The following is a 26636-nucleotide window of genomic DNA, read 5'->3' as shown; positions in this document are numbered from 1 at the left end:
CGCGCAGAGGTATATCCGCGCGTCGCATCTGATTACAATGCGGGGGTACGCGCGCCGAGTGCTGTTGTGAAACCTGTTCGCAGGCGGCGCGCCGCAGGCACCCTGAGCCCCCAGCCAGGTTTTTTCACAGGGCAGTGACCTTTGTCCGGGCCTGCCCCGCAATCGAAGATTTCACGAGGTAGTCATGAGCCAGCCAATCGCTGTGACCCGCCAGACGTTCGACGACGTGATGGTGCCCAATTACGCTCCTGCCCAGATGGTGCCCGTGCGCGGCGAAGGCTCGCGCATGTGGGACCAGCAGGGTCGTGAGTATGTCGATTTCACCGGCGGGATCGCGGTCAACGCGCTCGGCCATGCCAATCCGGAACTGGTGAAGGTCATCGAAGCGCAGGCACGCAAGGTCTGGCACATCGGCAACGGTTATACCAACGAACCCGTGTTGCGTCTGGCCAAGGCGCTCACCGAAGCGACGTTTGCCGATAAGGCGTTCTTCTGCAATTCGGGCCTCGAAGCCAACGAAGCTGCGCTCAAGCTGGCGCGACGCTATGCCTACGATCACGCCGCCGAGCGCGGCGGCAAGGAAAAGAGCGAGATCATCTCGTTCTACAACTCGTTCCACGGCCGTTCGCTCTTTACGGTCAGCGTGGGCGGTCAGGCAAAGTACACCGAAGGTTTCGGCCCGGTTCCCGCCGGCATCATGCATTTGCCGTACAACGATCTGGAGACCGTGGAGGCGACGATTTCCGACGCGACGGCCGCCGTCATCGTCGAGCCGGTGCAAGGTGAGGGCGGTGTGCTGCCGGCCGATCCCGCATTCCTGAGGGGACTGCGTGCCCTGTGCGACGAGCACGGCGCGCTGCTGATTTTCGACGAGGTGCAAACGGGCGTTGGCCGTACCGGCACCCTGTACGCATACGAACAATATGGCGTGACGCCGGACATTCTGACCACCGCCAAGGCGCTGGGCAACGGCTATCCGATTGGCGGCATGCTCACCACGAGCAAGATCGCAGCGAGCTTCTCGCCGGGCACGCATGGCTGCACGTACGGCGGCAACCCGCTTGCCACGGCCATCGCCGGGCGCGTGCTCGAACTGATCAACACGGCCGAGACCCTGAACGGCGTGAAGGCGCGTCACGACTATTTCATCAAGGGCATCGAGGCCATCAACGCGCGTCATGGCGTGTTCGAACAAGTGCGTGGCATGGGGCTGCTGATCGGTGCGGTGCTCAAGCCGACCTACGCGGGCCGCGCGAAGGACATCGTGGTGGAAGCCGAGAAGAACGGTCTGATGCTGCTGGTGGCCGGGGGGGACGTGGTGCGTTTCGCCCCGTCGCTGAACATCCCGTTCGCCGACGTCGACGCCGGCCTCGCGTCGCTGGAAAAGGCGGTGGCAACGGTCGCTGCGACGGCGAAGGCGGCCTGACGGCACCTGACTCACCTCGAAACTGAGCCATAGCGCGCAGAACCTCGGGCCGGACCGGCGGATGACGTCGCTCCGGCCCTTGTTTTACCTACTTCGCCGGATGTGCCCATGACCCGTCAATCGAAAATGGCGACTGCCCCCCACGCTCCGGCCCCGACGGACTTGCCGGACGACGGCACGGCGACGTCGTTGCGCGTGGTTCGTCTGGCGCAGCCCGGCGATCTCCCCGCCTTGCTGAAGCTGGCCGCACTGGCCGGGCCGGGCATGACGTCGTTCAAACCCGATCAGGCGGCGCTCGAAGCGCGTCTGGCCCGCGTTGCCGCTACGGTGCAAGGGCATGCGCCCACGGGCGAGCAAGGCTATCTGTTCGTGATGGAAGATGTGCAGACCGGCGAGATTGCGGGGGTGTGCGGACTGGAAGCCGCGGTCGGGCTGGAGCAACCGTTTTATACGTATCGCAAGGATACGATCGTGCATGCGAGCCGCGAACTGAACGTCTGGTCGCGGATGTTGACGCTATCGCTCTCGAACGACCTCACCGGCTACAGCGAACTGTGCTCGCTGTTGCTCGATCCGTCCTGGCGCGGGTCTGGCAACGGCGCGCTGCTGTCGAAAGCGCGTTTCCTTTTCATGGCGCAGTTCCCGGAGCGCTTCGGCCCGCACGTATGCGCCGAGTTGCGCGGCTATTTCGACGACGAAGGGCAGAGCCCGTTCTGGCAGTCGCTGGGCCATCGTTTCTTCAAGATCGATTTCGATCAGGCGGACTACCTCACGTCCATCGGCAAGAAGTCGTTCGTCGCCGAACTGATGCCGAAGTATCCGATCTACGTCGATTTTCTTTCTGCGCAGGCGCAAGCCGCCATCGGCGTGACACATCGCGATACGCTCCCGGCGCGCCGTTTGCTGGAACAGGAGGGCATGCGTTCCGGCGCCCACGTCGATATTTTCGATAGCGGCCCCGTGCTCGAAGCGCGTGTCGCCGACTTGCGCGCTGCACGCGACAGCCGGTATCTCAGCGTGAACATCGCGCCGAACCACGGCGAAGAAAGCAGTCCTGCGCCGGCGGTACTGAACGCAGAGCCGTATCTCGTTGCCCGCCTCGCCCTGGACGGGTTCCGCGCCACGCTGGTCACGGGGCGTCCCGAGCGGCGCGCGTTCACCCTCAGCCCGCTCGCGGCGCAAGCGCTTGGCGTCAAGCAGGGCGATCGCATCCAGGTGTTGCCGCTCAGGCCGCCGCGTGCCGAAGCGGTGTGAGCCTCTCCGGCACCCCTCCGACGCTTGCCGCGTCGTCAGAACTGAAGCGTTGCCGTCACGGTGTCTGTGTAGACGCCGGCAGCCGGTGTCGATTGCGACGGCACGCGCGCGTAAATCGGGATGAACTGCACCAGCCCATTGCCCACGCCGGTCAGTTGTGATGTGCCCGAGGTGCCGTCCCCCCAGATGGTGGCGTAGCCGCCGTCCAGATAGAGCTGGTAGCTGACACTGCCGCCCGTCGGGCCGGTCATGCTGCGTGACGTGACGGTGCCCAGCAGCCCGCCGGACAGGCTGACGCGATACGCGTCGTTGTTCGTGCATTGCACCGTGAGCTGGCCGGCGCCGGTGACGGGGCTGGTCAGCGCCGATTGCGTCGCGAAGGTGATGTTGGCGGCGGCGATGGTGCAATTGTTGATGACCGTCACGTTCGCGTTGAACGGCGTGCCCGGCACCGCAGTCATGGCACTGCCGCAAGCGGGGGCGGGCGAGAGGGCGGCGTACGACGCATATTGCAGACTCATGTCCCCCGGTGCGAAAGCGTGCGTATAGACAGTGTTGCTGCTGCCGGACGTCGGCACGGTCGTTTGTGCCGCTGCAATCCTTCCGTAGACATTGACGTTCTGCGTCAACGTGCCGCCGAGGAGCGGGCGAGCCATGGTCAGGGAGATGGCGTTGCCGGTGGCGCTTCCCCACGTGTTCGAGAACGATGGATCGGTGAAAAGTCCGAAATTGATAGCATTGCCTGCGTTGGTGAGCGTGAGCGGCTGACTCGCATTGAGCGCGAGACAGAGTTTGACGTTGGGATCGCCGCCAAGCACCGGCCACGTACATGAGACGGGGACCGTGCCGGTTGCCGAAACGGCGGCACCGGAGATCGGACTGAACGCCGCGAACGCGAGCGTCGGCGTGCCGAGCGTACAGGTCTGCGCTTGCGCACCCGCACTCAGGAGCACGAGGCCGGTAGCCGCTGCGCAGCGCTGCGAGATCCGTAAAATCCACGTCGCCCATGTCATGAGTGATCCTCCTGTGCCGAAGGCGTGGGTGAAGCGGGCTCATCCGGTGAGGTCTGCGCGGGACGCTCGTCGGCGAGCGTCCCGAAAGCTACGCACTCCAGCGGCCCCACGCGGCCAATCCGGCCCTCGGGTGGCGCGGTCCAGTCGAACGAAACCCGGCACCGCTGGTGTGCGTCACGAGATTCGAGGGTATTGCGCGGTCCGAGGGCGTCGATAAAGACTTCCCCGTCGTAGCCAACCACAGTCACGACACCGCTTTGCATGTGCTGCACCGAAGTGCCCGGACGCAACGGCCTGCCTGCGGTATCCACGAGCGTGACCAGTGCCGCCTGGTAGCGCCGCACGGGGAAATGCACGAGTACGCCGCTGCCGGCTTGGGGCGCGATGCGCCGCTCGGTCGTAGCGACTTCCAGATCGGCCGGCAGATGCATGGGGTCGATGTCGATCCGCGTCGTTTCGAAGCCATTCAGATCCGGCACAAGGAAGTAGCCGCGCGAATCCGTGAGGCCGATGGGCACCGATTCGCGGAGTACCGGCACGTCGGCCTGGCCATCGGCACTCACCAGGGCGAAGGCGTCGTAAGTGCGCCGCACGGCATGCACGCTGTTGTCCATGACGACGACCGCGCCGGTCATGCCGAGCGAGGCGCCTGTCTGGTGTCCGACTTGTTGAGCGAGCGCCGAGATCTGACCGTGGCGCCCGAGATACTGTAATTCGCCTTGCACGGTGCGCTGCGAGAAGGCATGCCCCCCGAGAACTTGCCAGCCCCAGCCGCCGCTGTAGTCCGGGGTACGGGTGGCCCCCACCCACGCTTGGGTCTGTCCGTCCTGCTGATTGAACGATGTGTTCCCTAGCGTGCCGCCGCCAAGCAAGACGCTGAGCATGGCAAATACGCCATGAGCGCGGCGGCGGGCGAAGTCGCGAAAGCCGCCGATGGAGAGCATGCCGCGTGTGCCAGCAGGCAATGACAGACTCGCCGACAATACGCGGGTCGCCGGCTGGCGAGGCGTGCGTTGGGCGAACCAGGCGAGCGAGGCGGTGCTGCTGCGCGCGAACGGTACGGAAACGCTTACACGATCGCTGGCATGAGGGGTGGGGGCGCCGTCGAGCGATGCGATATCCCGGTAACGTCCTGCCGTCCGGATGATTTGGGCGTCGATACCGAGGCGTCGTGACAGGTATTGATAGCCGGCACTCCACTGACTGCCTGTGCCTCGGCCACCCGACACGGCCGCCGACGCGCTGACGACACCTGCGCGGCCGAGCGCCATCAGGACGCCGGCACCGCCCAGGGCGAGCCGCCGTCCGGCCTGCGCCTGCGCTTCCACTGTCAAGGTATCGGTCGCGCCGTAGCGTGCGGCAATCGACGCGACGGGGTCGCGGCGATAGGAGAACGAGCGCACGCCGTAATCGTCGCGCGGAAAGCCGGCTTCCACGGAGAAACTCGACAGTCCGCGTGCGAGCAGCCGGGGGTCGATGTAGAGGGGAACGGTGGTGACCTGCTCGCGCCCGAGCGCATCGCGTGTCACAACGCTCGCCTGCAAGTCGCCGGTGAGCCCCGGCGTCTCCTGAATCACGAACGGCCCCGGTGGCACGCGGCCACCCATGCGTCGCACGCCGTCGAGGTACAGATCGACCGACGACGGGACAACGGCGCTGCCGTGCAGCGCGGGAACGGGAAACGTGACGAGATCGGGACGCAGGCTGAAATTACGCCGCCATTGCAGACCAGCGATGCGCAGGGAGCGTGTCCAGGAAAGGGAGCCGGTGATCAGGTCGCCCGCCGTCCAGCTTGTCAGACGGGCCGGATCGTCGTGTTGCCACCAGGTGTCATAGCGACGGTATCCGCGCCGCCACGGGGCATGCTCGACGAGGCCTGTCTGGCGCACCGTGCCCCCTGGCCAGAAGCCACGGACTTCGCTCCAGACAGACGCCCGCGTGAACCGGTCGCGCTGCACATAGCCGTCGTAGTTGATGAGCACACCTGTACCGGACGTCGCGCTCAAGATGGCGGGAGGCGGACTGCCGAGTCGATACGGTGCGAGCCACGCATCGCTCACTTGCAGCGAGAGCGTCTGATGCGTGGCGTCGTAGGCTGTGTCGATGCCGTCGAGCGCATCGAGGGCGACTTCCGTGCCGCCGGTCTTCGGCAGGCGGCCGGGTATCAACCCGAGCGCACGCAGATCGCCTGCGCGCACGAACCATCGACCCTGTCTGCGCTCGACGGGCACCAGTTGGTCCGTCGACTCGCCGTTCACAATCACTTCAAGGACATAGCGCCCGTCGAGCCGGGAGACGCCGCCGGGGCGGGGCGACGTGAGCGTGGCGGCGGCCGAGCGCATGGCGTCGTCGAACAGTGCGGTGCCTGCGACGTCTTGCCTCAGAGAGCGGCCGTCGCCTGAGGTCACGGCGGGAGACGCTGCGTGCACGTCGCCTGTCTTGCCCAGCGAAGCGACGGCGCATGTCATCATGGTAGCGATCGCCGTGGCCACGGTAATCGACGCTGCCTTTGCCTGCCCCGGCAGCGCAGAGGGCCGGGCGCGGCGAGCGGGGGCGACATCGGGAGCACGGCGTACGCGGGCACGGCTAGCGCTCGTCATCCGACGCCGGGCCAGCGGCAAAGCGCATCGGTACCGCGTCGACGCGCGACTCCACCGTAAAGGGGGCGATGGGCCGGGTGCCGGCGGGCCAGCGCAGGGGGAAGCGCCGCGTTTGCCCGGCGAGGACATAGCCAAGCAAGCCTCGGGCCAATTCGACGCTACGCCCGGAGGTATCCAGCACACGCGTCGCGCCGAGCTGCGCATGGCGCTCGCCGTCGTTGCGCACCTCCACCTCGCCCTGTGCCATGCGCACGTCGAAATGCAACGAGGGTGCCTGCGCATCGCGGGCCTGCACGAAGACCGGCAGCGAATACCGCAGACGAATCGAGACGCCATCGGTAACGGCAGCGTCGGCTGACGGCAGTTCGTCAACCAGCAGCCGGTAGCTCTGCTCGTGATGTTCGGGTTTATGCGCCACATGCACGAGCCGGACGATCTGCCGCTCACCGGGCTCGATGCGCACGATCGGCGGGCTGGCAATCAGCGCCTCGGTGGGCGTCAGGACGTTATCGCCATTGCGTTGCGTCCACGCGTACAGGCGCAACTGGCCGTGAATCGGCAGATCGCCGGAGTTGCCCAGTGTGAGTGTGGTGGCCGACTGCGTGGGCAGGATATTGACGATGACCGGCGAGACTTGCAGCGTCGCACCGTTACCGTCGGTCGCGCAGAAGGCGAGCAGGGCGACGAATGCGCCGCCGCAGGCGTAGGCCGTGGGACGGCGTACGACAGGTCTCGAAGGGTTCATGTTCGATCCCGCGTCTTAGAAGTACACGGTCGCCGTGACCGTCGACGAATAGACGTCCGGCGCGGGCATGGTGGCCGACAGCGTGGCCTGTCCGTAGACGGTATACGTCTTCAGCGTCCCCGTGCCCGAGTCGTTCAGGGTATTCGCGCCCTGCGTGTTGCCCCACGGCGTGCCGTAGCCGGAGTCTTGAAAGAGGCCAAACGGAATCGTGGTGGTATTGCCGGTGAGCGTGCCGGCGAGCAGGCGGTTCGTCTCCGTCGAACTGGGTACCGTGCCGGCGTTCAGGCCGATGTTGTAGCCCGTCGACGCCGTGCAAATCACCGTGAGCGACGACGTGCTCGCCACCGGGCCGGTCGCCGACCCTTGCACCGCGTTGAAGGTCATGGGCGTGGTGGCAATGGTGCAGCCGGGAAGGATCGTCAACTGCACCCGCATTTGCGCCGTTGCCGACCCATTCGAATAGACGGCGGCGTGCGCCGGTGCGGTTTGACTGAGTCCGTAGACAATCCAGGAAAAGGCCAGAAGGCGCAGCGAACGGTTCATTGTCGTTCTCCTTTGGAGTCCTACTTGAGGTTAGGGTGGTACGATGCGAGAACTACGTAAACGACGGCGATGCACGCGCCATCTGAAGACGCTTTTTACGTAGTTTATGAAGGCGTTTGGCCGAAATGCCTGAGGGTGCATGGCTTTCGGAATCTTCCTATTGATTTGCCGGGGTGCCGCCCGTCGAGTGTCGCTGACATACGCGCAAAGCGCATGCTTTGTGATCACGCAGTGCGCACGATGACGTGAATTGGCGGCGGTAATGCCGGACATCGCACGTCGCATGCGACCGAGTGGTGTAGTCCCGGACGGTCAACCTGGCGCAGATTTCGATGAGAACGGCAGGAGAAACGCGAAGCGGTGTGATGTCAATCAAAGTGCGTGTCGATGGCACAAGCAATCGCACATATTTCACTTGATCTCGCAACAATGCAGTCTCTAGAATGGCTTCCAGAAGCGCACCGAGCGCCAGTCACGCCATTCGTGTGATAGGACGGTCGTCGCGCGTGTTCGCTACCTGCGGATATTTCACGAGAGGGATGTCATGCTCAGACTTCTGTCGAAATACTGGTGGTTGCTGGTGTTGCGCGGCGTGCTGGCCGTGATTTTCGGCATCGCGGCGTTTGCGCTGCCCGGCGTGACGATTGCGGTGCTAGTGCTGTGTTTCGGTGCGTTTTCATTCGTCGACGGTATCTTCTCGCTCGGTGGCGCATGGAGTGCGCGCAAGGAGCATGCCGACTGGTGGCTCCCGCTGTTGCAAGGCATTGCGGGCATCGTCATCGGTGTCCTCACTTATCTCAACCCGGCGTTGACCGCCGTTGCGTTGCTTATCTATATCGTGGCCTGGAGTTTTGTTACCGGCGTGTTGCAGGTGGCCGCCGGCATCGCGTTGCGTCGCGAGGTTGAGGGCGAACTGTGGGTCATTCTCTCCGGTGTGTTCAGCATCCTGTTTGCCATCTTCATCATGTGGCAACCGGGCGCGGGGGCGCTCGCGCTCATCTGGGCCATCGGGTCGTGGGCCATCATCTGGGGCGTCTTACTTGTGGTGGCAGGTTTCAAGTTGCGGGGCGTCACGCACGGCGCATCGCAGGCACCCTCGGGACATCTGCGGTCGTAGTCTGGCCGCGGTGCCGAGTCTTGCTCGTTTCCCTTCGTCCGCGCGGGCGTGTGTCACGCCCGGTGCCGACGGCTTTTCCCCGGCAGCCTGCGGGTTGCCAGACGTCAGGAGTATCAAATGGCTCTGAACCATACGCGTAACACCCTCGGTGAGAAGATCCGCATCGAATCGGTCAACCTGCTCAATCGCGGATTGGTCAACGGCATCGACGTTCAACGTCAGGCCAAGCAGGCGCACTGGAACGTCCATGGCCCGAGCTTCATCGCGCTGCACCTGTTGTTCGACGAGGTCTACGACGCCGCCATCGAGTGGACCGATCTTTGTGCAGAACGTCTCGTGGCGCTGGGTGGTGTGGCCGACGGTCGCGTGCAGACCGTGGCCAAGAAGACCGAGCTGGCCCCCTATGAGAATGAGTTCAAACGCGGTCTCGACCACGTCGCCGCACTCGCCTCGGCACTCGCGGCGTACGGCGAAATCATTCGTGGCCTGATCGACGCATCGGCCAAGGTCGAGGACCCGACCACGTCGGATCTCTTCACGGAAATCTCGCGCGGCGTCGACCTGTATCTTTGGAAGGTCGAAGCCCACCTGCGAGGCGAATGATCGAGATATCTGCGGGCGCCCGTCCGGGTGCCCGCTCGCCTTGCCGCTAGTACGATCCACCTGGCGACAATGAACGCGCGCGCCTGCCATGTCCGGTGCGCGCGTTTGCGCGCCTTCCTCTCGCCCCTGCCGGAGTCGCCATGACCACCCGTAATCTGAGCCAGATGTTTCTGCCGAAATCGGTCGCCGTGATCGGCGCGTCCAATCGAGAGCGACGCGTGGGTACGACTGTGCTGCAAAACGTCATCGACGGGGGCTTCAAGGGCGATATTTATCCGGTCAATCCGAAATACTCGACGCTCGCGAATCTCCGCTGCTATCGCGACATCGCCTCGCTACCGCAAGCCCCCGATCTTGCCGTGATCTGCACGCCACCGGCGACGGTGCCCGATCTCATCAGCGAACTCGGCAAGCGTGGCACGCGCGCCGTGGTGGTGCTGACCTCCGGGCTCGCGCGTGAGCGCGATCGTCAGGGCGTGACGTTGCAGGAGCGCATGCTCAAGAATGCCAAGCCTTACGTGCTTCGGATTCTCGGCCCGAATTGTATCGGACTGCTGAGTCCCTGTATCGGATTGAATGCCAGCTTCGCGCACATGGGCGCGCGCGCGGGCAAGCTCGCGTTCGTATCACAATCGGGCGCACTCACCACGGCCGTGCTCGACTGGGCCGACGCCCGTGAGATCGGCTTCTCGCATTTCGTTTCTCTGGGCGACAGTGCGGACGTGGACTTCGGCGACATGCTCGACTATCTGGCGAGCGATCCCGGCACGGACGCCATCCTGATGTACATGGAATCGATTCGCGACGCGCGTAAATTCATGTCCGCCGCACGCTCGGCGGCGCGCAACAAGCCCGTGGTCGTCATCAAGTCCGGGCGTGTGCCTGAGGGGGCGCAGGCGGCGGCCTCGCACACGGGGGCGCTGGCCGGTTCGGATGACGTCTATGACGCCGCAATTCGTCGTGCTGGCATGTTGCGCGTGGATACGACGGATGAGTTGTTTGCCGCAGTCGAGACGCTCGCACGGCTACGCCCTTTCTTCGGCGACAAGCTGTCGATCATGACCAACGGCGGCGGTGCCGGGGTGATGGCGACCGACGCGCTCGTGCTCGATGGCGGCAAGCTCGCCCATCTGAGCGAGCACACGCGAGACGCCCTCGATGCCGTGTTGCCCAAGACGCTCGGCCGCGTCAACCCGGTGGACATCGGTGGCGATGCGGATCTCGAACGTTACACGGCCACGCTGGCGGCGTTGTGCGAAGACCCTGAGACGGCGGCCGTGTTGTTCATTCAGGCTCCCACGGCGGTCATGCCGAGCCTGGACGTGGCGAACGCCCTTGCCGCGCTGCCCAAGCCGTCGAAGAACGTATTCACCTGCTGGCTGGGCGGCGAGACGGCCGAGCGTGCACGCCGCATCTGCCGGGAGGCTGGGCTACCGACGTACGACACGCCGGAGAATGCCGCGCGGGCGTTTCTCGAGGCCGTCAACTATCGTCGCAACCAGTCGCTGCTGATGGAAACGCCGCCGTCGATTCCGCCGGGTTTTGCGCCTGACGTGGCGCGTGTGCGCGCCATCATCGAGAGTGCGATGCGCGAGGGGAGGGCGTTGCTCTCCGAGCCCGAGGCAAAGGGCGTGCTGGCGGCGTATGGCATTCCGGTGGTCGAGACGCTCGTCGCGCAAACGCCGGAGCAGGCGGGGGAGTTGGCGCAAGGCATAGGCTTCCCGGTCGCCGTCAAACTGATTTCACCGGACATCACGCATAAGTCGGACGTCGGCGGCGTGGTGCTCAATATTGAAACGGCCGAGCAGGCGCGCGAGGCGGCGTGCCAGATTCACAAACGCGCACTGGCAGCGAGACCGGATGCGCGCGTGACCGGTTATTCGGTGCAGCGCATGGCCAATGGGGCCGAGGCGTTCGAGTTGATCGTGGGTGTGGCGACCGATAGCGTGTTCGGCCCGATACTGTTGTTCGGTCAGGGCGGGACGGCCGTCGAAGTCATCGCCGATCGCACCATCGGTCTGCCGCCGCTAAACCTGAACCTTGCGCGCGATATGGTGGCGCGTGCGCGCGTGTCGAAGTTGCTCGCGGGCTATCGCAACCGGCCGGCTGCCGATCATGAGGCGATCTACCTCACGCTCGTCAAACTCTCGCAACTCGTGTGCGACGTGCCCGAGATCGCCGAACTGGACATCAATCCATTGTTCGCCGACGCCCAAGGGGTACTCGCGCTCGACGCCCGCATCGTGGCGCGGGCACCCGCATTGCCGGGGCATGGGCGTCTGGCGATCCGCCCGTATCCGCAGGAACTCGAAAGTACGGTCGATGCCGGGGGCAAGCCGGTACGCGTGCGTCCGATCCGGCCGGAGGACGAACCTGCGTACAACGTGTTCTTCCACACCCTCACGCCGCAGGACGTGCAGTTCCGCTATTTCGGTCTGATCAAGGACCTGTCACATTCGCAGATGGCGCGCGTCACGCAGATCGACTATGACCGCGCGATGACGTTCGTCGCCACGGAAAAGGACGAAGCGGGCAATACGCGCCTGCTCGGCGTGGTGCAGGCGCTGGCAGATCCCGACAATACGCTGGCCGAATTTTCGGTGACGGTCAGCCCGGCAGCGCAGGGGCGCGGTCTCGGACGGGCGCTCATGGAACACATCATCGACTACAGCCGCAAGCGCGGAACCGGGGAACTCATCGGCTATGTGCTCACGGCAAATGCGCGTATGCTGACACTCGCTCGTCATCTCGGATTTGTCGAAGACAAGGAAATGGAGGCGGGCGTTCTTCATATCCGGCTGCCGCTGCAACAGACGGCGCAGGCGCAGGAGGCGCGCAGGGGGTGACGGTACTTGGCCGGCACGTCCCGACCCTCGTGCTCGCGCCCGAGGGCAGGGCGGCCGCCTCGAACAGGAAGACGAATGCTAGTGAATTGCGTGGCCTATGAGGATGGCCGCAAGATTGCCGACCTGAACCCCGATGAAATCTCGGATTATCTCGAACGCCCCCGTTGCTTCGTCTGGGTGGCGCTCAAGGACCCCGGTCCAGGCGAACTCGCGCAGATGCAGCATGAATTCGGCCTGCACGATCTCGCCGTCGAAGATGCGCAGCACGGCCACCAGCGTCCGAAAATCGAGCAGTACGGCGACTCGCTTTTCGCCGTGTTGCATGTGCTGAACAAGGACGCCGAAGGCGATTTCTCGATCGGCGAAGTGGCGATTTTCGCAGGGCACAATTACGTGCTGTCGGTGCGCTCGAACGCCACGCAAGGGCTTGGCATCGTGCGGGCGCGTGCAGAAAGGGAGCCGCTGCTGTTGCGTCAGGGCCCGATCTTCGTGCTCTATGCGCTCATGGACGCCATCGTCGACAGCTACTTCCCTGTGCTCGACGACCTCGAAGCACAACTCGAATCGATCGAAGCGCAAATCTTCAAGCCGAATGAACCCTCGAAGGGACGGGCGATCATCGAGGATCTCTATCAGCTCAAGCGCCGGCTCATCACACTACAGCACGCTTGCGTGCCGCTGATGGAGGCCGTGAGCAAGCTGTTCGGTGCGATGGCCCCCAAGCTGTGCGGTGGCATGCAGGAGTACTTCCGCGATGTGTTCGACCACCTTCAGCGCATTACGAAGAACATCGATTTGTTGCGCGAAATGGTCACGACCGCGCTGTCGGTCAATCTGGGGATGATCTCGCTCTCGGAGAACGAGACGACCAAGCGGCTCGGGTCGTTCGCCGCACTCTTCGCCGTGCCAACGATGATCGCCGGGATCTACGGCATGAACTTTGCCGATATCCCCGAGCTGAAATTCCAATATGGCTACCCGGTGTGCGTTGCGGTGATGATCCTCATCGATTCGCTGCTGTTCCTGAAATTCCGCAAGGCCGGCTGGTTATGACGTACAGCGCGATGTAAGGTCTGTGGGAAGACGTTTCATCGCGCTGAAGCCCAGTTTCTCTATCGGGTGCATGTCCTGAGGGCGCCGTCCGAAGGCCTGTTGTCCGGTGGCAACGGGGGGGCGGGCCGAACTGCCATTTTTCGCAGTGACCGGCGTCGAATGATTGCTCTAGAATGCCCCAATACCGCGCCAGACGGTTGCCAAAGCTTGAAGAATTACAACAAATGCCAGGCACATTAGGGGTCAGATATTGAACGCACCACTCTCGGGGATCCGCGTCATTGAATTCTGTCGTGGCGCGGCAGGTGCCTATTGCGGCTTGTTGCTGGCTGACATGGGCGCGGACGTCATTCTGGTCGACGACCCTGTCGACGACATCGTCAACGATAGCGCCAGCACGCCGGGAGAGCCGGCGCAGTTGGGCTTGCGGCGCAACAAGCGCTCCGTTGCACTCGATTTACTCACCCTTGAAGGCCGTAGCCTCGCCCATACGCTGGTGCGCGGGGCGGACGTCGTCATCGAATGTCTGCCATCGGACACGCTCGCGCGCGCGGGGCTGGGATACGACGCGTTGGCGGACGTGCAGCCCCATCTGGTCTACGTATCGATCTCTGCATTCGGTCAGGACGGGCCGCGCGCTTCGGCGCAGCCTGGTGTGCCGGCACTTGAAGCCTTGCGGGGCATGCTGGGCGTTGCGCCGAGTGGTCTCGAGCCGCCACGCGACTTGCCTGTGGCCGATCTGGCTGCGGGGCTCTACGCGGCGTTTTCCGTGTCGGCAGCGCTGGTCGCTGCCAAGCGGCAGGGCCGCGGGGTGCATATCGACGTGCCGATGCTCGGCGCAACACTCGCCATTGCCGCACTGCGTGCGGGAGACGAAGGCGCTCAGGCTGCGCACCGGGCCGGTTTGGTGCCTGCGGCGGGTTTGGCGATGGATACGGAGCCAGATACGGAGCCGAGGCTGACGGACGGACTTTCCCGGCACGGTCCGGCGCAGGCCGCAGGGCATGGCATGGTGTCGCCACTTGCGTCAGGCGACGATGGGGCGCGCTTCGGCGGATCCGTAGCACCGTGGCCGACGTTCCGGGCCAGAGACAGCTATTTCGGCATGGATCTGGACGGGCAGGCCCATTGGCGTGCCATCTGTGCGCTGGTGCATCGCGTCGATTTGCTCGACGATCCGAGATTTACTAACGCTCGCGAGCGAGCCCGGCATCAGGCTGCGCTGCGCGATGTGCTTGAGGCGGTGTTCGTGCTCGAAGATCGCGGGGTCTGGCTTGCCCGGCTAGTCGCCGTCGGCGTGCCGTGTACGGCGATCAGCACCTATTCCCGTGTGCTTGCCGACCCGCAGGTGGCCCATATGGGCTGGGTGCGGCCAATGGTGCTGCCTGGCGGTCTGGCGACACACACGATTGTCTCTCCCGTCCGGCTCAATGGCCAAAGTCCGGTCACGCACGTGGACCCGCCAGCGCCGGGGGCGCATACGGGCGATATTCTTGCCGAACTCTATGCTGGCGGCGCACCAGACGTTCCGGGTGCGAAGCCGGCGAAAAGTCGCTGATTCCCCCCGTTCCCCGATAATTTCATTGGCGGCGGCATTGTTCTGGCGTCGCTCCCTGTTGCCCGGCACTCTGGTGCCGGCCTCGTTGCTTTGTCGCGCTGCCCAACGCTCGCCTTTGCGCCCGATGGCCCCGCCGGGCGGGGCTTCTCTGTTATTTGTAATTTCTATATAATTCAACGTCATAAGCATATGACTAATAGTGATTTGGATGACAGGTCACTTTCTGCCGGATTCCTGCCCATGTTTGCCGAACTCTCGAGTGCTTCGCCGATGGCCGCTTTGCTGGGCGCAGCGGTCGGTCTCGTATTGGGATTGACAGGCGCGGGTGGCGGGATTTTCGCTGTGCCCGCACTCGTCTTCGGCCTTGGATGGGGGGTGCCGCAAGCTGGACCGGTCGCCTTGCTCGCTGTAGGCGCAAGCGCTGCCGTCGGCAGTGCTCATGGCTTGCGTGCCGGACTCGTGCGCTACCGTGCCGCGATGCTGATGGCCGGCGTCGGCGTATGTGTTGCACCGCTCGGCACATGGATGGCGCACCGGTTGCCCGAGCGTTGGCTTGTGGGGCTCTTCGCTGTCGCCATGCTCATCGTTGCCGCACGTATGTATCGTGCGTCGCGCGGTGGGGGGGCAGGTAGGGCTGCCGGCAACGGAGAATCGGGCAACTGTCCGCCGTTGCCGCCGTGTCGCCTGAATCCCGCGACGGGGAGGTTGCACTGGACGCGGCGAGTCGCAGGCACGCTTGGCACGATCGGTGCGGTGTCGGGGTTCGCGTCCGGGCTGTTGGGGGTGGGCGGCGGATTCGTGATCGTCCCCGCGTTGCGGCGCTTCACCGATATCACGGTGCACGGCGTCGTGGCGACATCGCTTTTCGTCATCGCACTGATTTCTGCGGGAACCGTCGCCAACGCGTGGTGGAACGGCATGCACCCAGGTGCCCAGGGATGGATGTTCGTGGCAGGCGCCATCGTCGGCATGCTGCTCGGACGTGCTCTCGCACCGCGTCTTGCTGCATCGAAACTGCAGCAGCTTTTCTCAATGCTCATGGCTGCCGTCGCGCTCGGCATGTTTGCAAAAGCCTTTGGCGCCTGAAGTCTTGCGATAGCACCGGGACCGTCCCTGGGGCACTTACAGCGCTCTCAAGAATCTCCACGTCATCCGAGTGACGATCTGCATCCCGTGAATTTACGCGCCTTCTCGTGTATTGATGGCGGTTGACACGCGCGCGGCGTATTGAATGAATCTTTTGGTCATTCGTCTGTCCATTTAAACGTGGCATATGCGTGAGCAGTACGTAATTCGGGTTGTTCCCGCATAAAACCGCCGCATCTTGCGGGTGTCATGTGAGATGCACCAGGTAATCCGCCTAATTTGATCTAGGATATTTCCTATAAGCAGATCCAAAACGGCTGGATTTTGTAGATTTATCCTATATTCCTGCTGGTCGCAAAACGACGCGTGACGGGGATGTGTCACGCAGCGAGGCGAGTGACTTTGCATTGATGATCACGACACACGTTGACTCTCTTCCGTCTTTCTTATGCCGTTGCCTGAGCGTCGGGCAAGTCACGGGGCGGCGTGCCGGCGCCACTCTGGCAAACCTGAGCGGTGCTGTTGCAATCGCCTTGCTCACGGGGTGTAGCGAGTACAAGGCGACGGTGGCGGCATCGGGTGTGGCGAACGCGTCGGAAAATACCGGTGCGTCGCTCGCCGAGGCTGTACAAACGGTGACGCCGCCGCGTGAAGTCGAAGTGCGTATGCGGCCGGTGGCGGCGGCGGTCGCGATGAGCGGCACGCCGCAAGTCGGCCGCGTAGTCAGTGGGACGTATCGATGGATGGCGGATTGGCCCGAGACCGGTACGGTGCATCTTTGGGAAGCGGCGTCCGGGCCGACACGCATTCGTGTTGTTGGACGAGCCCGCGAAATGATGCCGTCGGCAGGGTTGCGCGGTGTGCGTATTCGTTACTGCGTCAAACCGGTCATCGGCGAGGGAACCTCGCGACTCACGGGACATAAGACGTGCTCTGCGTGGACGACGGTAGACAACCCAAGAGCGGCTGAGGTCGCGGGGTAACGATCGGCGCCGGTGGATCGACCCGGAGCGCGTGGTGCAGACGGCGATGTGTCGGACCGTCAGGTCCCGCAAAGGTCGCACAGTAACAAACGAGGTCACGCTTTCTTGACCAACGCGTGTGTCGACTCGACGCACATTCCTCTTTTGGGAAGCCATGACGCGTAGACACGGCGAAGGATCGCGCGCGCCCACGGCTGACTTCTTTTAAAAGGATTCTGCAAAATGATGGTAAAAATTCTTATCGCGGATGATCACCCGATCATCGCCTCCACGCTGCGTGAAATGCTCTCGCCGGACCCCGGCTTTCACGTGCTGCCCCCCGTTACCAACTCGACGGAACTCTTCAAGGCACTGGAGACCAATTCGGTCGATGTGCTGATTACCGACTACTGCATGCCTGGCGGCACCTTCGGTGACGGTCTGGTCATGATCAACCGCGTGCGCCGCAAATATCCGGACGTAAAGATCATCGTGTTCACGTCGATCGAACAGCCGGCCATCATCCACGCGCTCGACAGTTGTGGCGTGCTGGGGGTGATGACCAAGTCCGACGATCTGCGCGAAATCACCGTGTGCGTGGAGCGTTGCCGACGCGGCATGAGCTATCGCGGCGGGCGGGCCGAACAGATTCTCGAAGAGCAGATGCGCCGCAAACCGACGGCGCGCCGTCCGCTGTCTCCGAAGGAAATGGAAGTATTGCGTATGTATCTGGACGGCCTGAACGTGTCGCAGATTGCCGACGCACTCAAGCGTTCCGCCAAGACCATCAATAATCAGAAGCGGATGGCGATGAGCAAGCTCGGTTGCCGCACCGACATGGAGTTGTTCAAACTCCACGTATCGAGCCCCGTACAGTTTTCGCGCGACGGCGAAGTCGAAGCGCCGAGTGCTGCCTGAATTCATCTCGATACCGGACGCCGGAGCCTATGACCGACAGAACGATGACGCGTGACATCGCGATTGCCGGCCGCCTGCTCCGTAGCGGCGGCCTGTTGGCATTGCTTTTCGGCTTGTCTGTCTGGGCTGCGGCAGTTTCCTATGGGTTGTTCGGCATGGTCTGGCAAGGTGCCCAGAAGACGTCGGCCTTTTTTTCGACCGTTGGCCATGAGGTTCGCGACGTCGAGATTTTCAACGAGCAGGCCAGCACCATGGCGCAAGCCACGCTGGCGAGTTCGGTTCGCCCCGGTGGCGTTACGGAATCGCTCACCGATCGAATTCTGAAGCCGCTCCTCGCGATGCCTGTCGGCACCGCAAAGCGTGTTTCCGGCGCAGGATGGGACGACGAATTCCAGATCGTCAAATTGGCGAATATCCCACCCGAGCGTGCCGAGGTATTGGCGCGACTCTCGCTCCGGCTCATGAATCTCGACGCCAATTTCTGGAGCGCACTCGGCGGCCAGGACGAAACCTTCATCCTCTCTGCGGACGGCGCTTTTGCCGCGTATCGGACGGCCACCGACATGCCGTCCATCAGCGCTGAAGGTCTCGCGCAAGACGCGCAGACGATGCTCTCCGAGATCAACAAGGTCGAGCGTTACGCGGCGCGCGTGCACGCCGGCAATGAGGGGCCGTTCTGGACCTACAACTACGAAAATCTCATCACGCACTCGACAGTCGTTTCGAGCTTCGTGCCGATCCGCGATCTCGATGGACATCTCATGCTCTATGTCGGCACCAGCATGGCGCCCGACAGGATCATCCCCCCTCGCCTGCGAACGTTGGAGCACACGGGCGAAGCACTCCAACTGGTGTCGCCCGACGGTTTCGTCGTGGCGAGTGCCGGTGCGCCGCTCTCACCATTGGGGCATCTGCGTACCCTCGTGACATTGCCGATGTTTGGCGATGCGCAAATGGTCTTGCGCTACGACGGCGAGCGCGTGGTCTTCGAGCGCCATCTCGCTTCGTCCCCGTGGTACGTGCGCTATGCCGTACGGCCGATCGACCTGCTGCAGCAAAGTGCCTCGCTATTGATCGGCGCCACGTTGCTGCTGCTTCTCTATGCGGCCGGGATCTTCGCGGGAATGCGCTACATGCGTCAGCGCATTATCGAACCTGCAAGTCGGCGTACGACGGCAATTCTCGAGCGGGACGCCTTCACGCAAACGCTGATCGAGACGGCGCCCGTCGGCATGGCGATCATCGATCCGTTCGAGCCGGCCGTGGTCATGAGCAATCCGGCGTACGCCGGCACTGTCGATCTGCTACGGCAATTGGGCGACGGCGAGTTGGCACGTATGTACCGGCAATTGCACAGCGGCGTGGTTGTGCGTCCGGTGCGGCGCTTGCTGAGTGCGCTCGATGACGCCGGCGAGCGCCACTATGCGGTGAGCCTCGTTGATACGGTCTTTCGCGAGCAGCCGGTGCTGATCTGCACGCTGTCCGATGTCACCGAGCAACGGCGCTTTGAGCTTGAGCAACGCAAGGCGCGCCTTGCTGCCGAGAATGCCAACCGTGCCAAGGATGTCTTCCTGACGACGGTAAGCCACGAAATGCGTACGCCGCTGTATGGAACTCTGGCGTCGATCGAACTGTTGAGCGCCCAGAATCTGGGCGACGAACATCGCTATTACGTTGATGTGATGGAAAGCTCGACGCGTAATCTGCTCGATCTCATCAACGATCTGCTCGACTATTCGCGGATTCAGGTGGGGCGTTTCGAGTTGAATTCCCGCGATTGCTCACTCCTCAAGGAACTTGAAGCGGTTGGCCTGTCGTTCACGGGGCGTGCGCGATTGCAGGGACTCACGCTCGACTGGATGATCGACCCGCAACTCGCTCGTGCAGTGCATACCGACGCCCTGCGACTGGGGCAAGTCGTGACGAATCTCGTCGGCAACGCCATCAAGTTCACTGAGAAAGGCCACGTTGCCTTCAGTGCGATGGTCACGCACGTTGACACGCAGGGCTGCGACGTGGTCTTTACGGTGAGCGATAGCGGTGTGGGGATTGCGGCGGCCGACCTGGCCGACTTGTTCCGGCCATTCGGCAAGAGCACCAATGAGACAGGCATGCAGCATGGCACCGGGCTGGGACTGGCGATTTCGCACCAGTTCGTCGGTATGCTCGGCGGGGTATTGCAGGTCGAGAGTCAGGCGGGGGCGGGCACCACGATGCGCTTCTCGCTTCATCTGCCCTGGACACCGGAAAGCGAGTCAACGTTGGCTTTCCCGACGGGAGAGACGTTCGCCTATGTCAGCGCGCTGGCTCGCCGTCATTGGTACCTCGACGCGCTGATCCGCCGGGCCGGCTACGAGCCTGTCAGGTATGACGACGCCGTGGCATGGTCCTCCGGTAGCGGTCGCGTGCAGGATGCTGGCTTGCTCATGTTCGCCGATGAGTGGCCGGTACGCGGCATGGCGGGGGCAGAGGTCTATCTGCTGCGTGCGACCCCCGTCGATCGCTTGGCCGGCAGCACGTCCGCCTGGCCCCGCGACATTGCATTGTTCCAGCAGGCGGAACTTTGGGACGCCCTTGGTACAGTGCCGTCGGCGGGGCATGGTGAGAGCGAACTTCCGGCAACGGCGAGTGCGCGTACGCGTGTCAAACCGCTGGCGGGTTGGTACGTGCTCGTGGCGGACGATCATCCGATCAGCGGTATGTTGCTGTCGCGCCAGTTGGAAGGGCTCGGGGCGATGGTCGATTGTTACCACGATCCGCGTGAGGCGTTGGAGGCGTTCGACGCGGAATCGCACATGCTGGTAATCACCGACGCCAACATGCCGCATCTCTCCGGGCATGCGCTGGCGACGGAAATCAAGGCACATGCCCCTCATGTGCCGGTGGTAGTGGCGACGGCCGATGTCACGTTGCGTCACGACCGCGAGGCGAATTCCCCGTTCGATGCCGTCGTCTACAAGCCTGTCGATGCGCGTTCGCTGTTGCGTGTCATTGAACTGGTCCGAACCCGATATCCGTCGCTTTGCATCGAAATCGCGCCGCTACCTGCGTCATCGCATCTGATTGAAGGCGCGTCCAAGGCATTGCCCGAAACGGCGTCGACGAAGGACTGGCATTTACCGCTTCCGGAGATGTTCGATACGTTCGTCAAGATTGCAGATCAGGACATCGCGAATTGCCGGGCTGCGCTTGCCGAACAGTCGCGCGAGACGTTGCGTCACTCGGCGCATCGATTGCGCGGCGGGTTCATGGCATTCGGCCTGAGTCCGCTGGCATCGCTCGCGGCGCAGGTGGAGCATCTGGCGCCCCAGGCATCTGCGGGACAGATGGAAGCCGCGTTCGACGCGCTCGACGCTGCGTGGAATGACTGGCTGCGCTCCCAAGGGCAGGCCATCGTTAGCGACGCCTGATCGCGGGGGCAGCCGCTTCCCCTCGCTACTCGACGAAATGTTCCGATATCAACTGGCGCAGCCATTGGTTCCCGGCGTCCTGGTGATAGCGCCGGTGCCAGAACACATTCGTTTGCAGCGCGGGGAGGCGAAGCGGCGGGGTGACGAACCGCAGCCCGAACGGTGCGGCCGCGCGTTCGGCAAACTTCTGCGGCACGGTGACCACCAGATCATTGGCGCTCACGATATACGGCACAGCGATGAAGTGGGGGACCCAGAAGTTCGCGTCAGCGCCGAAGCCCGCCTGCGCGAGCAGTTGATTGACGCGCGCATATGGGTTGTCGCCGGTGGCAACAAACAGGTGGCGTGCCGCCTGAAACTCGGCCAGTCCGGCATGGGGCATGTCGAGCGCATGTCCGATGCGGAACATGCTCACATATTGCTGATTGAACAGCCGGCGCTGAAAGAATGGCCCAGTGAGATCGTCGAAAGCCCCCACCGCAAGGTCAATGCGTCCCGCTGCCATCGCCTCCTTCAGGTCGGGTAGCGTTGCGCGCACCGTGTTGAGACGTACACCGGGGGCCAGCCGCGTGCAAAGATCGACGAGCACGGGCATGAAGTACACCTCCCCGACATCCGTCATGGCCAACGTAAATTCGCGCTGACTGCTTGCAGGATCGAACGCCTCGCGGTGATTGATTGCCCGGGAAATGCCGGCAAGGGCAGCAGACACCGGCTCTGCAAGCGCCTCGGCAAAGGGTGTAGGTTGCATCCCCGTGCCGGTGCGCGTGAATAGTTCGTCTTCGAACGTTTGCCGCAGGCGGGCCAATCCGTTACTCACAGCAGGTTGGGACAAGCCCAACTCCCGCGCCGCTTGAGAAATGCTCCGATGCGTGAGCACAGCATGAAAGACGACCAGCAGGTTCAAATCGACGTCGCGTAAGGAAATCATGAGGCGGCGGTATTATTTGTATTGTGAATATAGTAGATTTGTCTATTTATATCGCAAAATGTGGTCGCTTGTCGGACAATGATTCCATTCGAAATCAGGAGACGAGGCCATTCATGCGCCAAGCAGACCAAATTCAGGGGGAATTGGGCTATCTGTCCGGTTTTGCCAACGAGTTCGCGACCGAGGCGTTGCCCGGCGCGCTGCCTATCGGGCAGAACTCGCCGCAACGTGCGCCGTACGGCCTCTATGCGGAACAACTCTCGGGTACGGCGTTCACGGCACCGCGCGGGCATAACCGCCGCTCGTGGGTGTATCGCATTCGTCCCGCCGCCATGCACAAGCCGTTTACCGCCGTCGAGCAGTCGCGTTGGCTGAGCCGTTTCGACGACGTGCCCACGCCGCCGAACCAGATGCGTTGGGACCCGCTGCCGATGCCGGATGTGCCAACGGATTTCGTCGACGGGATGGTCACGATGGCGGGCAACGGCAGCCCGGACGCCGCGCATGGTTGCGGCATTCATCTGTACGCAGCCAACAAGTCGATGGAAGGCCGCTTTTTCTACGACGCCGACGGCGAACTGCTGATCGTGCCTCAGGAAGGGCGTTTGCGCATCGCGACGGAATTCGGCGTGCTTGACGTTGAGCCCTATGAAATCGTCGTGCTGCCGCGTGGCGTGCGCTTCCGTGTCACGCTGCTCGATGGTTGCGCGCGTGGCTACGTCTGCGAGAACTATGGCGCGTTGTTCCGTCTGCCGGATCTGGGCCCTATTGGCTCGAACGGCCTTGCGAATCCGCGCGACTTCCTCACACCGGTTGCGGCCTATGAGGATGTCGAAGGCGATTTTGAACTGGTGGCGAAATTCGCTGGTGCGTTGTGGCGCGCCGATATCGGTCACTCGCCTCTGGACATCGTGGCGTGGCACGGCAACTACGCGCCGTACAAGTACGATCTGCGCCGCTTCAACACGATCGGATCGATCAGTTACGACCATCCGGATCCGTCGATCTTCCTGGTGTTGCAATCGCAGAGCAATGCGCCGGGCGTGGACGACATTGACTTCGTGATCTTCCCGCCGCGTTGGCTGGCGATGGAAAATTCGTTCCGTCCGCCATGGTTCCACCGCAATATCGCCAGTGAGTTCATGGGCCTCATTCACGGCGTGTACGACGCCAAGGCCGAGGGTTTCGTGCCGGGCGGCGCGAGTCTGCACAACTGCATGTCGGGGCATGGTCCCGATGCGGACACGTTCGAGAAAGCCTCTGCGGCCGACACGAGCAAGCCGCATAAGGTCGACGCGACGATGGCCTTCATGTTCGAGACGCCTGCGGTCATTCGTCCGACGCGCTTCGCGCTGGAGACCAAGCAATTGCAGGACAACTACTACACTTGCTGGCAAGGTCTGAAGAAGCACTTCAATCCGAACCGGAAGTAAGCGGCCATCGCGCCACGATTTCACTGATTTCCGAAACGGCCGGCCCCGCGCACCCGATGCGCAGGGCCGGCCGACGCGTTACCTCGAACAAGGAATTCCACATGTCTGCACTCCCGCAAAGCTGGGTCGCGTCCGCCAACACCGGTGTGACGGACTTCCCGTTGCAAAACCTGCCATATGGCGTGTTCAGCACCGCGTCGAAACCTGCACCGCGCGTTGGTGTCGCCATTGGCGACCAGGTGCTCGATCTGGCGGCGCTCGAAGCCGCCGGTGTGCTCAAGGCCGCCGAGACGCCTGTCTTTGCTCAGCCCTCCATCAACGCGTTCGTGTCGCTGGGGAGTGCTGCCTGGCGTGCCACGCGTGCTCGACTGACGTCACTTCTTGCGGCGGATGGCGACGGCGCACTGCGCGATAACGCTTCGCTGCGTGCTCAAGCGCTCGTGCCGCTGGCGGATGCCACGCTGCACTTGCCCGTGCAGGTGCCGGGTTACACCGATTTCTATTCGTCGAAAGAACACGCGACCAACGTGGGCTCGATGTTTCGTGATCCGGCCAACGCGCTTCTGCCGAACTGGCTGGAAATCCCCATCGGCTATAACGGCCGCGCCAGCTCGGTGGTGGTGAGCGGCACGCCGATTCATCGTCCTAACGGACAGATCAAGTTGCCCGACCAGCCGCGTCCGATTTTCGACGGCTGCCGCAAGCTCGACTTCGAACTCGAAACCGGCTTCATCGTCGGTCGCGACACATCGCTGGGCGAGTCCCTGAGCGTGGATGCCGCCGAAGCGGCCATCTTCGGGATGGTGGTGCTCAACGACTGGTCGGCACGCGATCTGCAGCAGTGGGAATACGTGCCGCTCGGTCCGTTCAACGCGAAGACGTTCGGCACGTCCATCTCACCGTGGATCGTGACGATGGAAGCCCTCGAGCCGTTCCGCGTTGCCGGTCCGGAGCAAGACCCGCAACCGCTGTCGTACCTGCAACAGCAAGGCAAGCACGCCTTCGACATCCAACTGGAAGTCTTTCTGCAAGCCGATGGCGACGCGCAGCCGACGTCCATCTGCCGTACCAATTTCCGCCACATGTACTGGAGCATGGCCCAGCAACTCGCTCACCATACGGTCTCGGGCTGCAATGTGCGCGTTGGCGACCTGATGGGCTCCGGCACGATCAGCGGCCCGACGCCGGACTCGTTTGGCAGCCTGCTTGAGCTGACCTGGAACGGCAAGAACCCGATCACGCTCTCCAGCGGGGCGAAACGTACGTTCATCGAGGATGGCGACACCGTCTCGATGGCGGGCTGGTGTCAGGGCGACGGCTACCGTGTCGGTTTCGGTGAAGTCTCGGGCAAGATTCTGCCGGCGAAGGCGCGATAAGCGCCGGTCGGCGCGGTGTCCCGGCTTACGCTGGGAAGTACCGTCTCAAGCGCGCACAACGCGTCGTGTCGGTTCCCCGGCCGGCGCGTTTGTCATTTGCGGGTCTGGCATTGTCTCGTGCTTGCCATGGTCGCTCGGGCACGATGACGGAAAGCGCTGCCACCAGGGATCGGTGCGGCTGACCATCAGGCTGGCGGTAACGCGGCAGCGCGTGGGGGTGTAGGCGAGTTCATTGCCGACCCGGCGTAACAGGGGCGGATCGCCAAGACGGGCGCGGCGCGGCACGCGCAGCGAGCGCCGTGCGGGGGCCAGGGGCGGATGGGCGGATGCGGCGTGTGGCATTTGATATCTCCCGGAATCGCGTGGTTACGGGAGATATTTAGCCATGCGGCGGCGGCGAGCGACAGGTGAAGCCGTCCGAAAAATGTGTCCGGTTTGCGTGACAGCGCCGTGTCACGCAACGTGGGGATCAAGCCCGTTTGTCCTCAGGCGTTGCCGATACCTTCACCGGGGAATCGACGGGCGGTGGCGCATCCGGCGCGGCGGGCGCTGCCGGTGGGGCGCCGTTGGGTGCCATCGGGGGACGACTCAGCCCTTCGTTGATCCATGCGCTCAGCAACGTGTAGGTCACGGCAAGAATCACAGGGCCGACAAACAGGCCGACGATGCCGAACGTCAGCATCCCGCCGAGCACACCCGCGAGAATCAACGTCATCGGCAAATCAGCGCCACGGCGGATGAGTATCGGACGCATCACGTTATCCAGCATGCCTATGAATACCGACAGCACCAGCAGCAGCGTGGCGAGTGTCGGGCTGTCCTGCCAGTAAAGCCATGCAACGCTCGAGAGCAGCACGGGGAACGGGCCGATCTGCGCAATACACAGCACCAGCATCAGGGCCGTCAGGAAGCCCGATAACGGCACGCCCGTCAGCCAGAGTCCCAGGCCGCCGAGCAGCGACTGCGTCACCGCCGTGACCACAATGCCGAGCGCCACCGCACGAATCGACATGCCCGCAAGCCGTACCGATTCCTCTCCGCGATCGCCGCCGAGGCGTCTTGCTATGCGAATCAGCGCCCGCGCCGCGCGCTCGCCTTGCATGAAGAGAATGCCGGAGATGATCAGCGTGAGCGCGAGGTGAACCACGAGCAGACCGACGGAGCCCAGCTTCGAGAATCCCCAGGAAGCGGCCTTGACGGCATAGGGCTGAATCTTGGCGACGAGACCGCCGGGACCGGCGGCCGCCAGTGCCTGCCACTCGTCGCTGGCGCGTTGACCGATCACCGGGATGCGGGAGAGCCAGTCGGGCGGCATCGGCAGGCCGCGTTGCCCGAACGAATGCACCTGATTGCTAATGTCGGATGCGTGTCCGATCAGCGTGCCGATGGCGGCAGACAACGGGGCGACAACGATCACCAGCATGCCGAGGATCATGACCGTGGTGGCAAGCCATCGTTTGCCCCACAGACGCCGTTGCAGGCCGACAAGCAACGGCCAGGTGGAGGCGACGATCGTGACTGCCCAGATAAATGCCGGCAGAAAGGGGAGCAGCACCCATAGCGTACCGATCATCAGCGCACTGAGGACGAGGATGATCAGCAGGTTACGGGCGAGTTCGCTCGGGGTCGTGGAAAGCATGGGTGCTCCGGCAGACAGAGGGGGCAGACGCGTGTCGCCACGCGTCCGGCAGTACATGTCCGCACACGGTGGGTGTGCGAGGGAAACACGATGCCATGCCGTGGCGGGCACGGCAAGTGCGTC

At 63.4% G+C, this 26636-nt stretch carries 20 protein-coding genes; 13 read left to right on the top strand and 7 right to left on the bottom strand.

Annotated features, from left to right (window positions below; all coding sequences use genetic code 11):
* Positions 1–184: 184 nt before the first annotated feature.
* Both C266_RS10225 and astA read left to right on the top strand, forming a co-directional pair.
* Positions 185–1426: an aspartate aminotransferase family protein gene (locus C266_RS10225; protein WP_010808027.1), complete on the top strand. Its 1242-nt coding sequence runs from the start codon at positions 185–187 to the stop codon at positions 1424–1426.
* 189 nt (positions 1427–1615) lie between these two features.
* Positions 1616–2680, top strand: a complete 1065-nt coding sequence (astA, locus tag C266_RS10220; RefSeq protein ID WP_036662530.1) for an arginine N-succinyltransferase — start codon at positions 1616–1618, stop codon at positions 2678–2680.
* 35 nt (positions 2681–2715) lie between these two features.
* Here the strand turns inward: astA and C266_RS10215 are convergent, their stop codons facing one another.
* The 4 genes from C266_RS10215 to C266_RS10200 are packed head-to-tail and all read right to left on the bottom strand — an operon-like array spanning position 2716 to position 7581.
* The gene (locus C266_RS10215) at positions 2716–3693 is read right to left on the bottom strand and encodes a spore coat U domain-containing protein (protein WP_010808025.1); all 978 of its coding nucleotides are present in this window, start codon (positions 3691–3693) and stop codon (positions 2716–2718) included.
* Positions 3690–6293, bottom strand: coding sequence for a fimbria/pilus outer membrane usher protein (locus C266_RS10210; RefSeq protein ID WP_168162892.1), 2604 nt, complete (start codon positions 6291–6293; stop codon positions 3690–3692). Before C266_RS10210 ends, C266_RS10215 begins: the two co-directional genes overlap by 4 nt.
* The gene (locus C266_RS10205) at positions 6280–7038 is read right to left on the bottom strand and encodes a molecular chaperone (RefSeq protein ID WP_010808023.1); all 759 of its coding nucleotides are present in this window, start codon (positions 7036–7038) and stop codon (positions 6280–6282) included. Before C266_RS10205 ends, C266_RS10210 begins: the two co-directional genes overlap by 14 nt.
* Before the next feature lie 15 nt (positions 7039–7053).
* The gene (locus C266_RS10200; RefSeq protein WP_010808022.1) at positions 7054–7581 is read right to left on the bottom strand and encodes a spore coat U domain-containing protein; all 528 of its coding nucleotides are present in this window, start codon (positions 7579–7581) and stop codon (positions 7054–7056) included.
* Between the two features lie 544 nt (positions 7582–8125).
* On the opposite strand from C266_RS10200, the gene C266_RS10195 reads away from it, so the two are divergent.
* The 9 genes from C266_RS10195 to C266_RS10150 all read left to right on the top strand — a co-directional run bounded on the left by C266_RS10195 (position 8126) and on the right by C266_RS10150 (position 21134).
* Positions 8126–8698 (top strand): HdeD family acid-resistance protein, encoded by a 573-nt coding sequence (locus tag C266_RS10195; RefSeq protein WP_010808021.1) that lies wholly within the window; start codon positions 8126–8128, stop codon positions 8696–8698.
* A 117-nt stretch (positions 8699–8815) separates the two neighbouring features.
* Positions 8816–9301: a DNA starvation/stationary phase protection protein Dps gene (gene dps, locus C266_RS10190; RefSeq protein ID WP_010808020.1), complete on the top strand. Its 486-nt coding sequence runs from the start codon at positions 8816–8818 to the stop codon at positions 9299–9301.
* 140 nt (positions 9302–9441) lie between these two features.
* Positions 9442–12147 carry a bifunctional acetate--CoA ligase family protein/GNAT family N-acetyltransferase gene (locus C266_RS10185; protein ID WP_010808019.1) on the top strand — a complete coding sequence of 902 codons (2706 nt, stop codon included), beginning with the start codon at positions 9442–9444 and terminating at the stop codon, positions 12145–12147.
* Between the two features lie 75 nt (positions 12148–12222).
* A complete protein-coding gene (gene corA, locus C266_RS10180) occupies positions 12223–13200 on the top strand; it encodes a magnesium/cobalt transporter CorA (protein WP_010808018.1) in 978 nt (325 codons plus the stop codon).
* Positions 13201–13450: 250 nt separating this feature from the next.
* Entirely contained in the window at positions 13451–14758 is a 1308-nt protein-coding gene (locus C266_RS26135) for a CaiB/BaiF CoA-transferase family protein (RefSeq protein ID WP_010808017.1), read from the top strand.
* A 240-nt stretch (positions 14759–14998) separates the two neighbouring features.
* Positions 14999–15844, top strand: a complete 846-nt coding sequence (locus C266_RS10165; RefSeq protein WP_010808016.1) for a sulfite exporter TauE/SafE family protein — start codon at positions 14999–15001, stop codon at positions 15842–15844.
* 533 nt (positions 15845–16377) lie between these two features.
* A complete protein-coding gene (locus C266_RS10160) occupies positions 16378–16827 on the top strand; it encodes a hypothetical protein (RefSeq protein WP_036662449.1) in 450 nt (149 codons plus the stop codon).
* A gap of 222 nt (positions 16828–17049) precedes the next feature.
* Positions 17050–17724, top strand: coding sequence for a response regulator transcription factor (locus tag C266_RS10155; protein WP_010808014.1), 675 nt, complete (start codon positions 17050–17052; stop codon positions 17722–17724).
* A 44-nt stretch (positions 17725–17768) separates the two neighbouring features.
* Complete coding sequence (locus tag C266_RS10150) at positions 17769–21134, top strand: ATP-binding protein (protein ID WP_036662447.1); 3366 nt, start codon at positions 17769–17771, stop codon at positions 21132–21134.
* A gap of 25 nt (positions 21135–21159) precedes the next feature.
* On the opposite strand, the gene C266_RS10145 is transcribed toward C266_RS10150, so the two are convergent.
* Positions 21160–22065 carry a LysR family transcriptional regulator gene (locus C266_RS10145; RefSeq protein WP_010808012.1) on the bottom strand — a complete coding sequence of 302 codons (906 nt, stop codon included), beginning with the start codon at positions 22063–22065 and terminating at the stop codon, positions 21160–21162.
* 113 nt (positions 22066–22178) lie between these two features.
* On the opposite strand from C266_RS10145, the gene hmgA reads away from it, so the two are divergent.
* Complete coding sequence (gene hmgA / locus C266_RS10140; protein WP_010808011.1) at positions 22179–23498, top strand: homogentisate 1,2-dioxygenase; 1320 nt, start codon at positions 22179–22181, stop codon at positions 23496–23498.
* Positions 23499–23599: 101 nt separating this feature from the next.
* Positions 23600–24874 carry a fumarylacetoacetase gene (fahA, locus tag C266_RS10135; protein ID WP_010808010.1) on the top strand — a complete coding sequence of 425 codons (1275 nt, stop codon included), beginning with the start codon at positions 23600–23602 and terminating at the stop codon, positions 24872–24874.
* Positions 24875–24919: 45 nt separating this feature from the next.
* On the opposite strand, the gene C266_RS27395 is transcribed toward fahA, so the two are convergent.
* Complete coding sequence (locus tag C266_RS27395; RefSeq protein WP_144265777.1) at positions 24920–25216, bottom strand: hypothetical protein; 297 nt, start codon at positions 25214–25216, stop codon at positions 24920–24922.
* A gap of 127 nt (positions 25217–25343) precedes the next feature.
* The gene (ydiK, locus tag C266_RS10130) at positions 25344–26513 is read right to left on the bottom strand and encodes an AI-2E family transporter YdiK (RefSeq protein ID WP_010808009.1); all 1170 of its coding nucleotides are present in this window, start codon (positions 26511–26513) and stop codon (positions 25344–25346) included.
* Positions 26514–26636 lie beyond the last annotated feature (123 nt).

Source organism: Pandoraea sp. SD6-2 (assembly GCF_000389825.1).
In the GTDB taxonomy this organism is placed as follows: Bacteria; Pseudomonadota; Gammaproteobacteria; order Burkholderiales; family Burkholderiaceae; genus Pandoraea; species Pandoraea communis.
Note: the sequence above shows the minus strand (reverse complement) of the source record. Positions and strands in the feature narration are given on the sequence as shown.

Excerpts from the sequence above, each read along its gene's own strand:
- C266_RS10225 (WP_010808027.1), top strand. The coding sequence starts at position 185 with ATGAGCCAGCCAATCGCTGTGACCCGCCAGACGTTCGACGACGTGATG.
- C266_RS10215 (WP_010808025.1), bottom strand. The coding sequence starts at position 3,693 with ATGACATGGGCGACGTGGATTTTACGGATCTCGCAGCGCTGCGCAGCG.
- C266_RS10210 (WP_168162892.1), bottom strand. The coding sequence starts at position 6,293 with ATGACGAGCGCTAGCCGTGCCCGCGTACGCCGTGCTCCCGATGTCGCC.
- C266_RS10205 (WP_010808023.1), bottom strand. The coding sequence starts at position 7,038 with ATGAACCCTTCGAGACCTGTCGTACGCCGTCCCACGGCCTACGCCTGC.
- C266_RS10200 (WP_010808022.1), bottom strand. The coding sequence starts at position 7,581 with ATGAACCGTTCGCTGCGCCTTCTGGCCTTTTCCTGGATTGTCTACGGA.
- C266_RS10195 (WP_010808021.1), top strand. The coding sequence starts at position 8,126 with ATGCTCAGACTTCTGTCGAAATACTGGTGGTTGCTGGTGTTGCGCGGC.
- dps (WP_010808020.1), top strand. The coding sequence starts at position 8,816 with ATGGCTCTGAACCATACGCGTAACACCCTCGGTGAGAAGATCCGCATC.
- C266_RS10185 (WP_010808019.1), top strand. The coding sequence starts at position 9,442 with ATGACCACCCGTAATCTGAGCCAGATGTTTCTGCCGAAATCGGTCGCC.
- corA (WP_010808018.1), top strand. The coding sequence starts at position 12,223 with ATGCTAGTGAATTGCGTGGCCTATGAGGATGGCCGCAAGATTGCCGAC.
- C266_RS10165 (WP_010808016.1), top strand. The coding sequence starts at position 14,999 with ATGTTTGCCGAACTCTCGAGTGCTTCGCCGATGGCCGCTTTGCTGGGC.
- C266_RS10155 (WP_010808014.1), top strand. The coding sequence starts at position 17,050 with ATGATGGTAAAAATTCTTATCGCGGATGATCACCCGATCATCGCCTCC.
- C266_RS10150 (WP_036662447.1), top strand. The coding sequence starts at position 17,769 with ATGACGCGTGACATCGCGATTGCCGGCCGCCTGCTCCGTAGCGGCGGC.
- C266_RS10145 (WP_010808012.1), bottom strand. The coding sequence starts at position 22,065 with ATGATTTCCTTACGCGACGTCGATTTGAACCTGCTGGTCGTCTTTCAT.
- hmgA (WP_010808011.1), top strand. The coding sequence starts at position 22,179 with ATGCGCCAAGCAGACCAAATTCAGGGGGAATTGGGCTATCTGTCCGGT.
- fahA (WP_010808010.1), top strand. The coding sequence starts at position 23,600 with ATGTCTGCACTCCCGCAAAGCTGGGTCGCGTCCGCCAACACCGGTGTG.
- C266_RS27395 (WP_144265777.1), bottom strand. The coding sequence starts at position 25,216 with ATGCCACACGCCGCATCCGCCCATCCGCCCCTGGCCCCCGCACGGCGC.
- ydiK (WP_010808009.1), bottom strand. The coding sequence starts at position 26,513 with ATGCTTTCCACGACCCCGAGCGAACTCGCCCGTAACCTGCTGATCATC.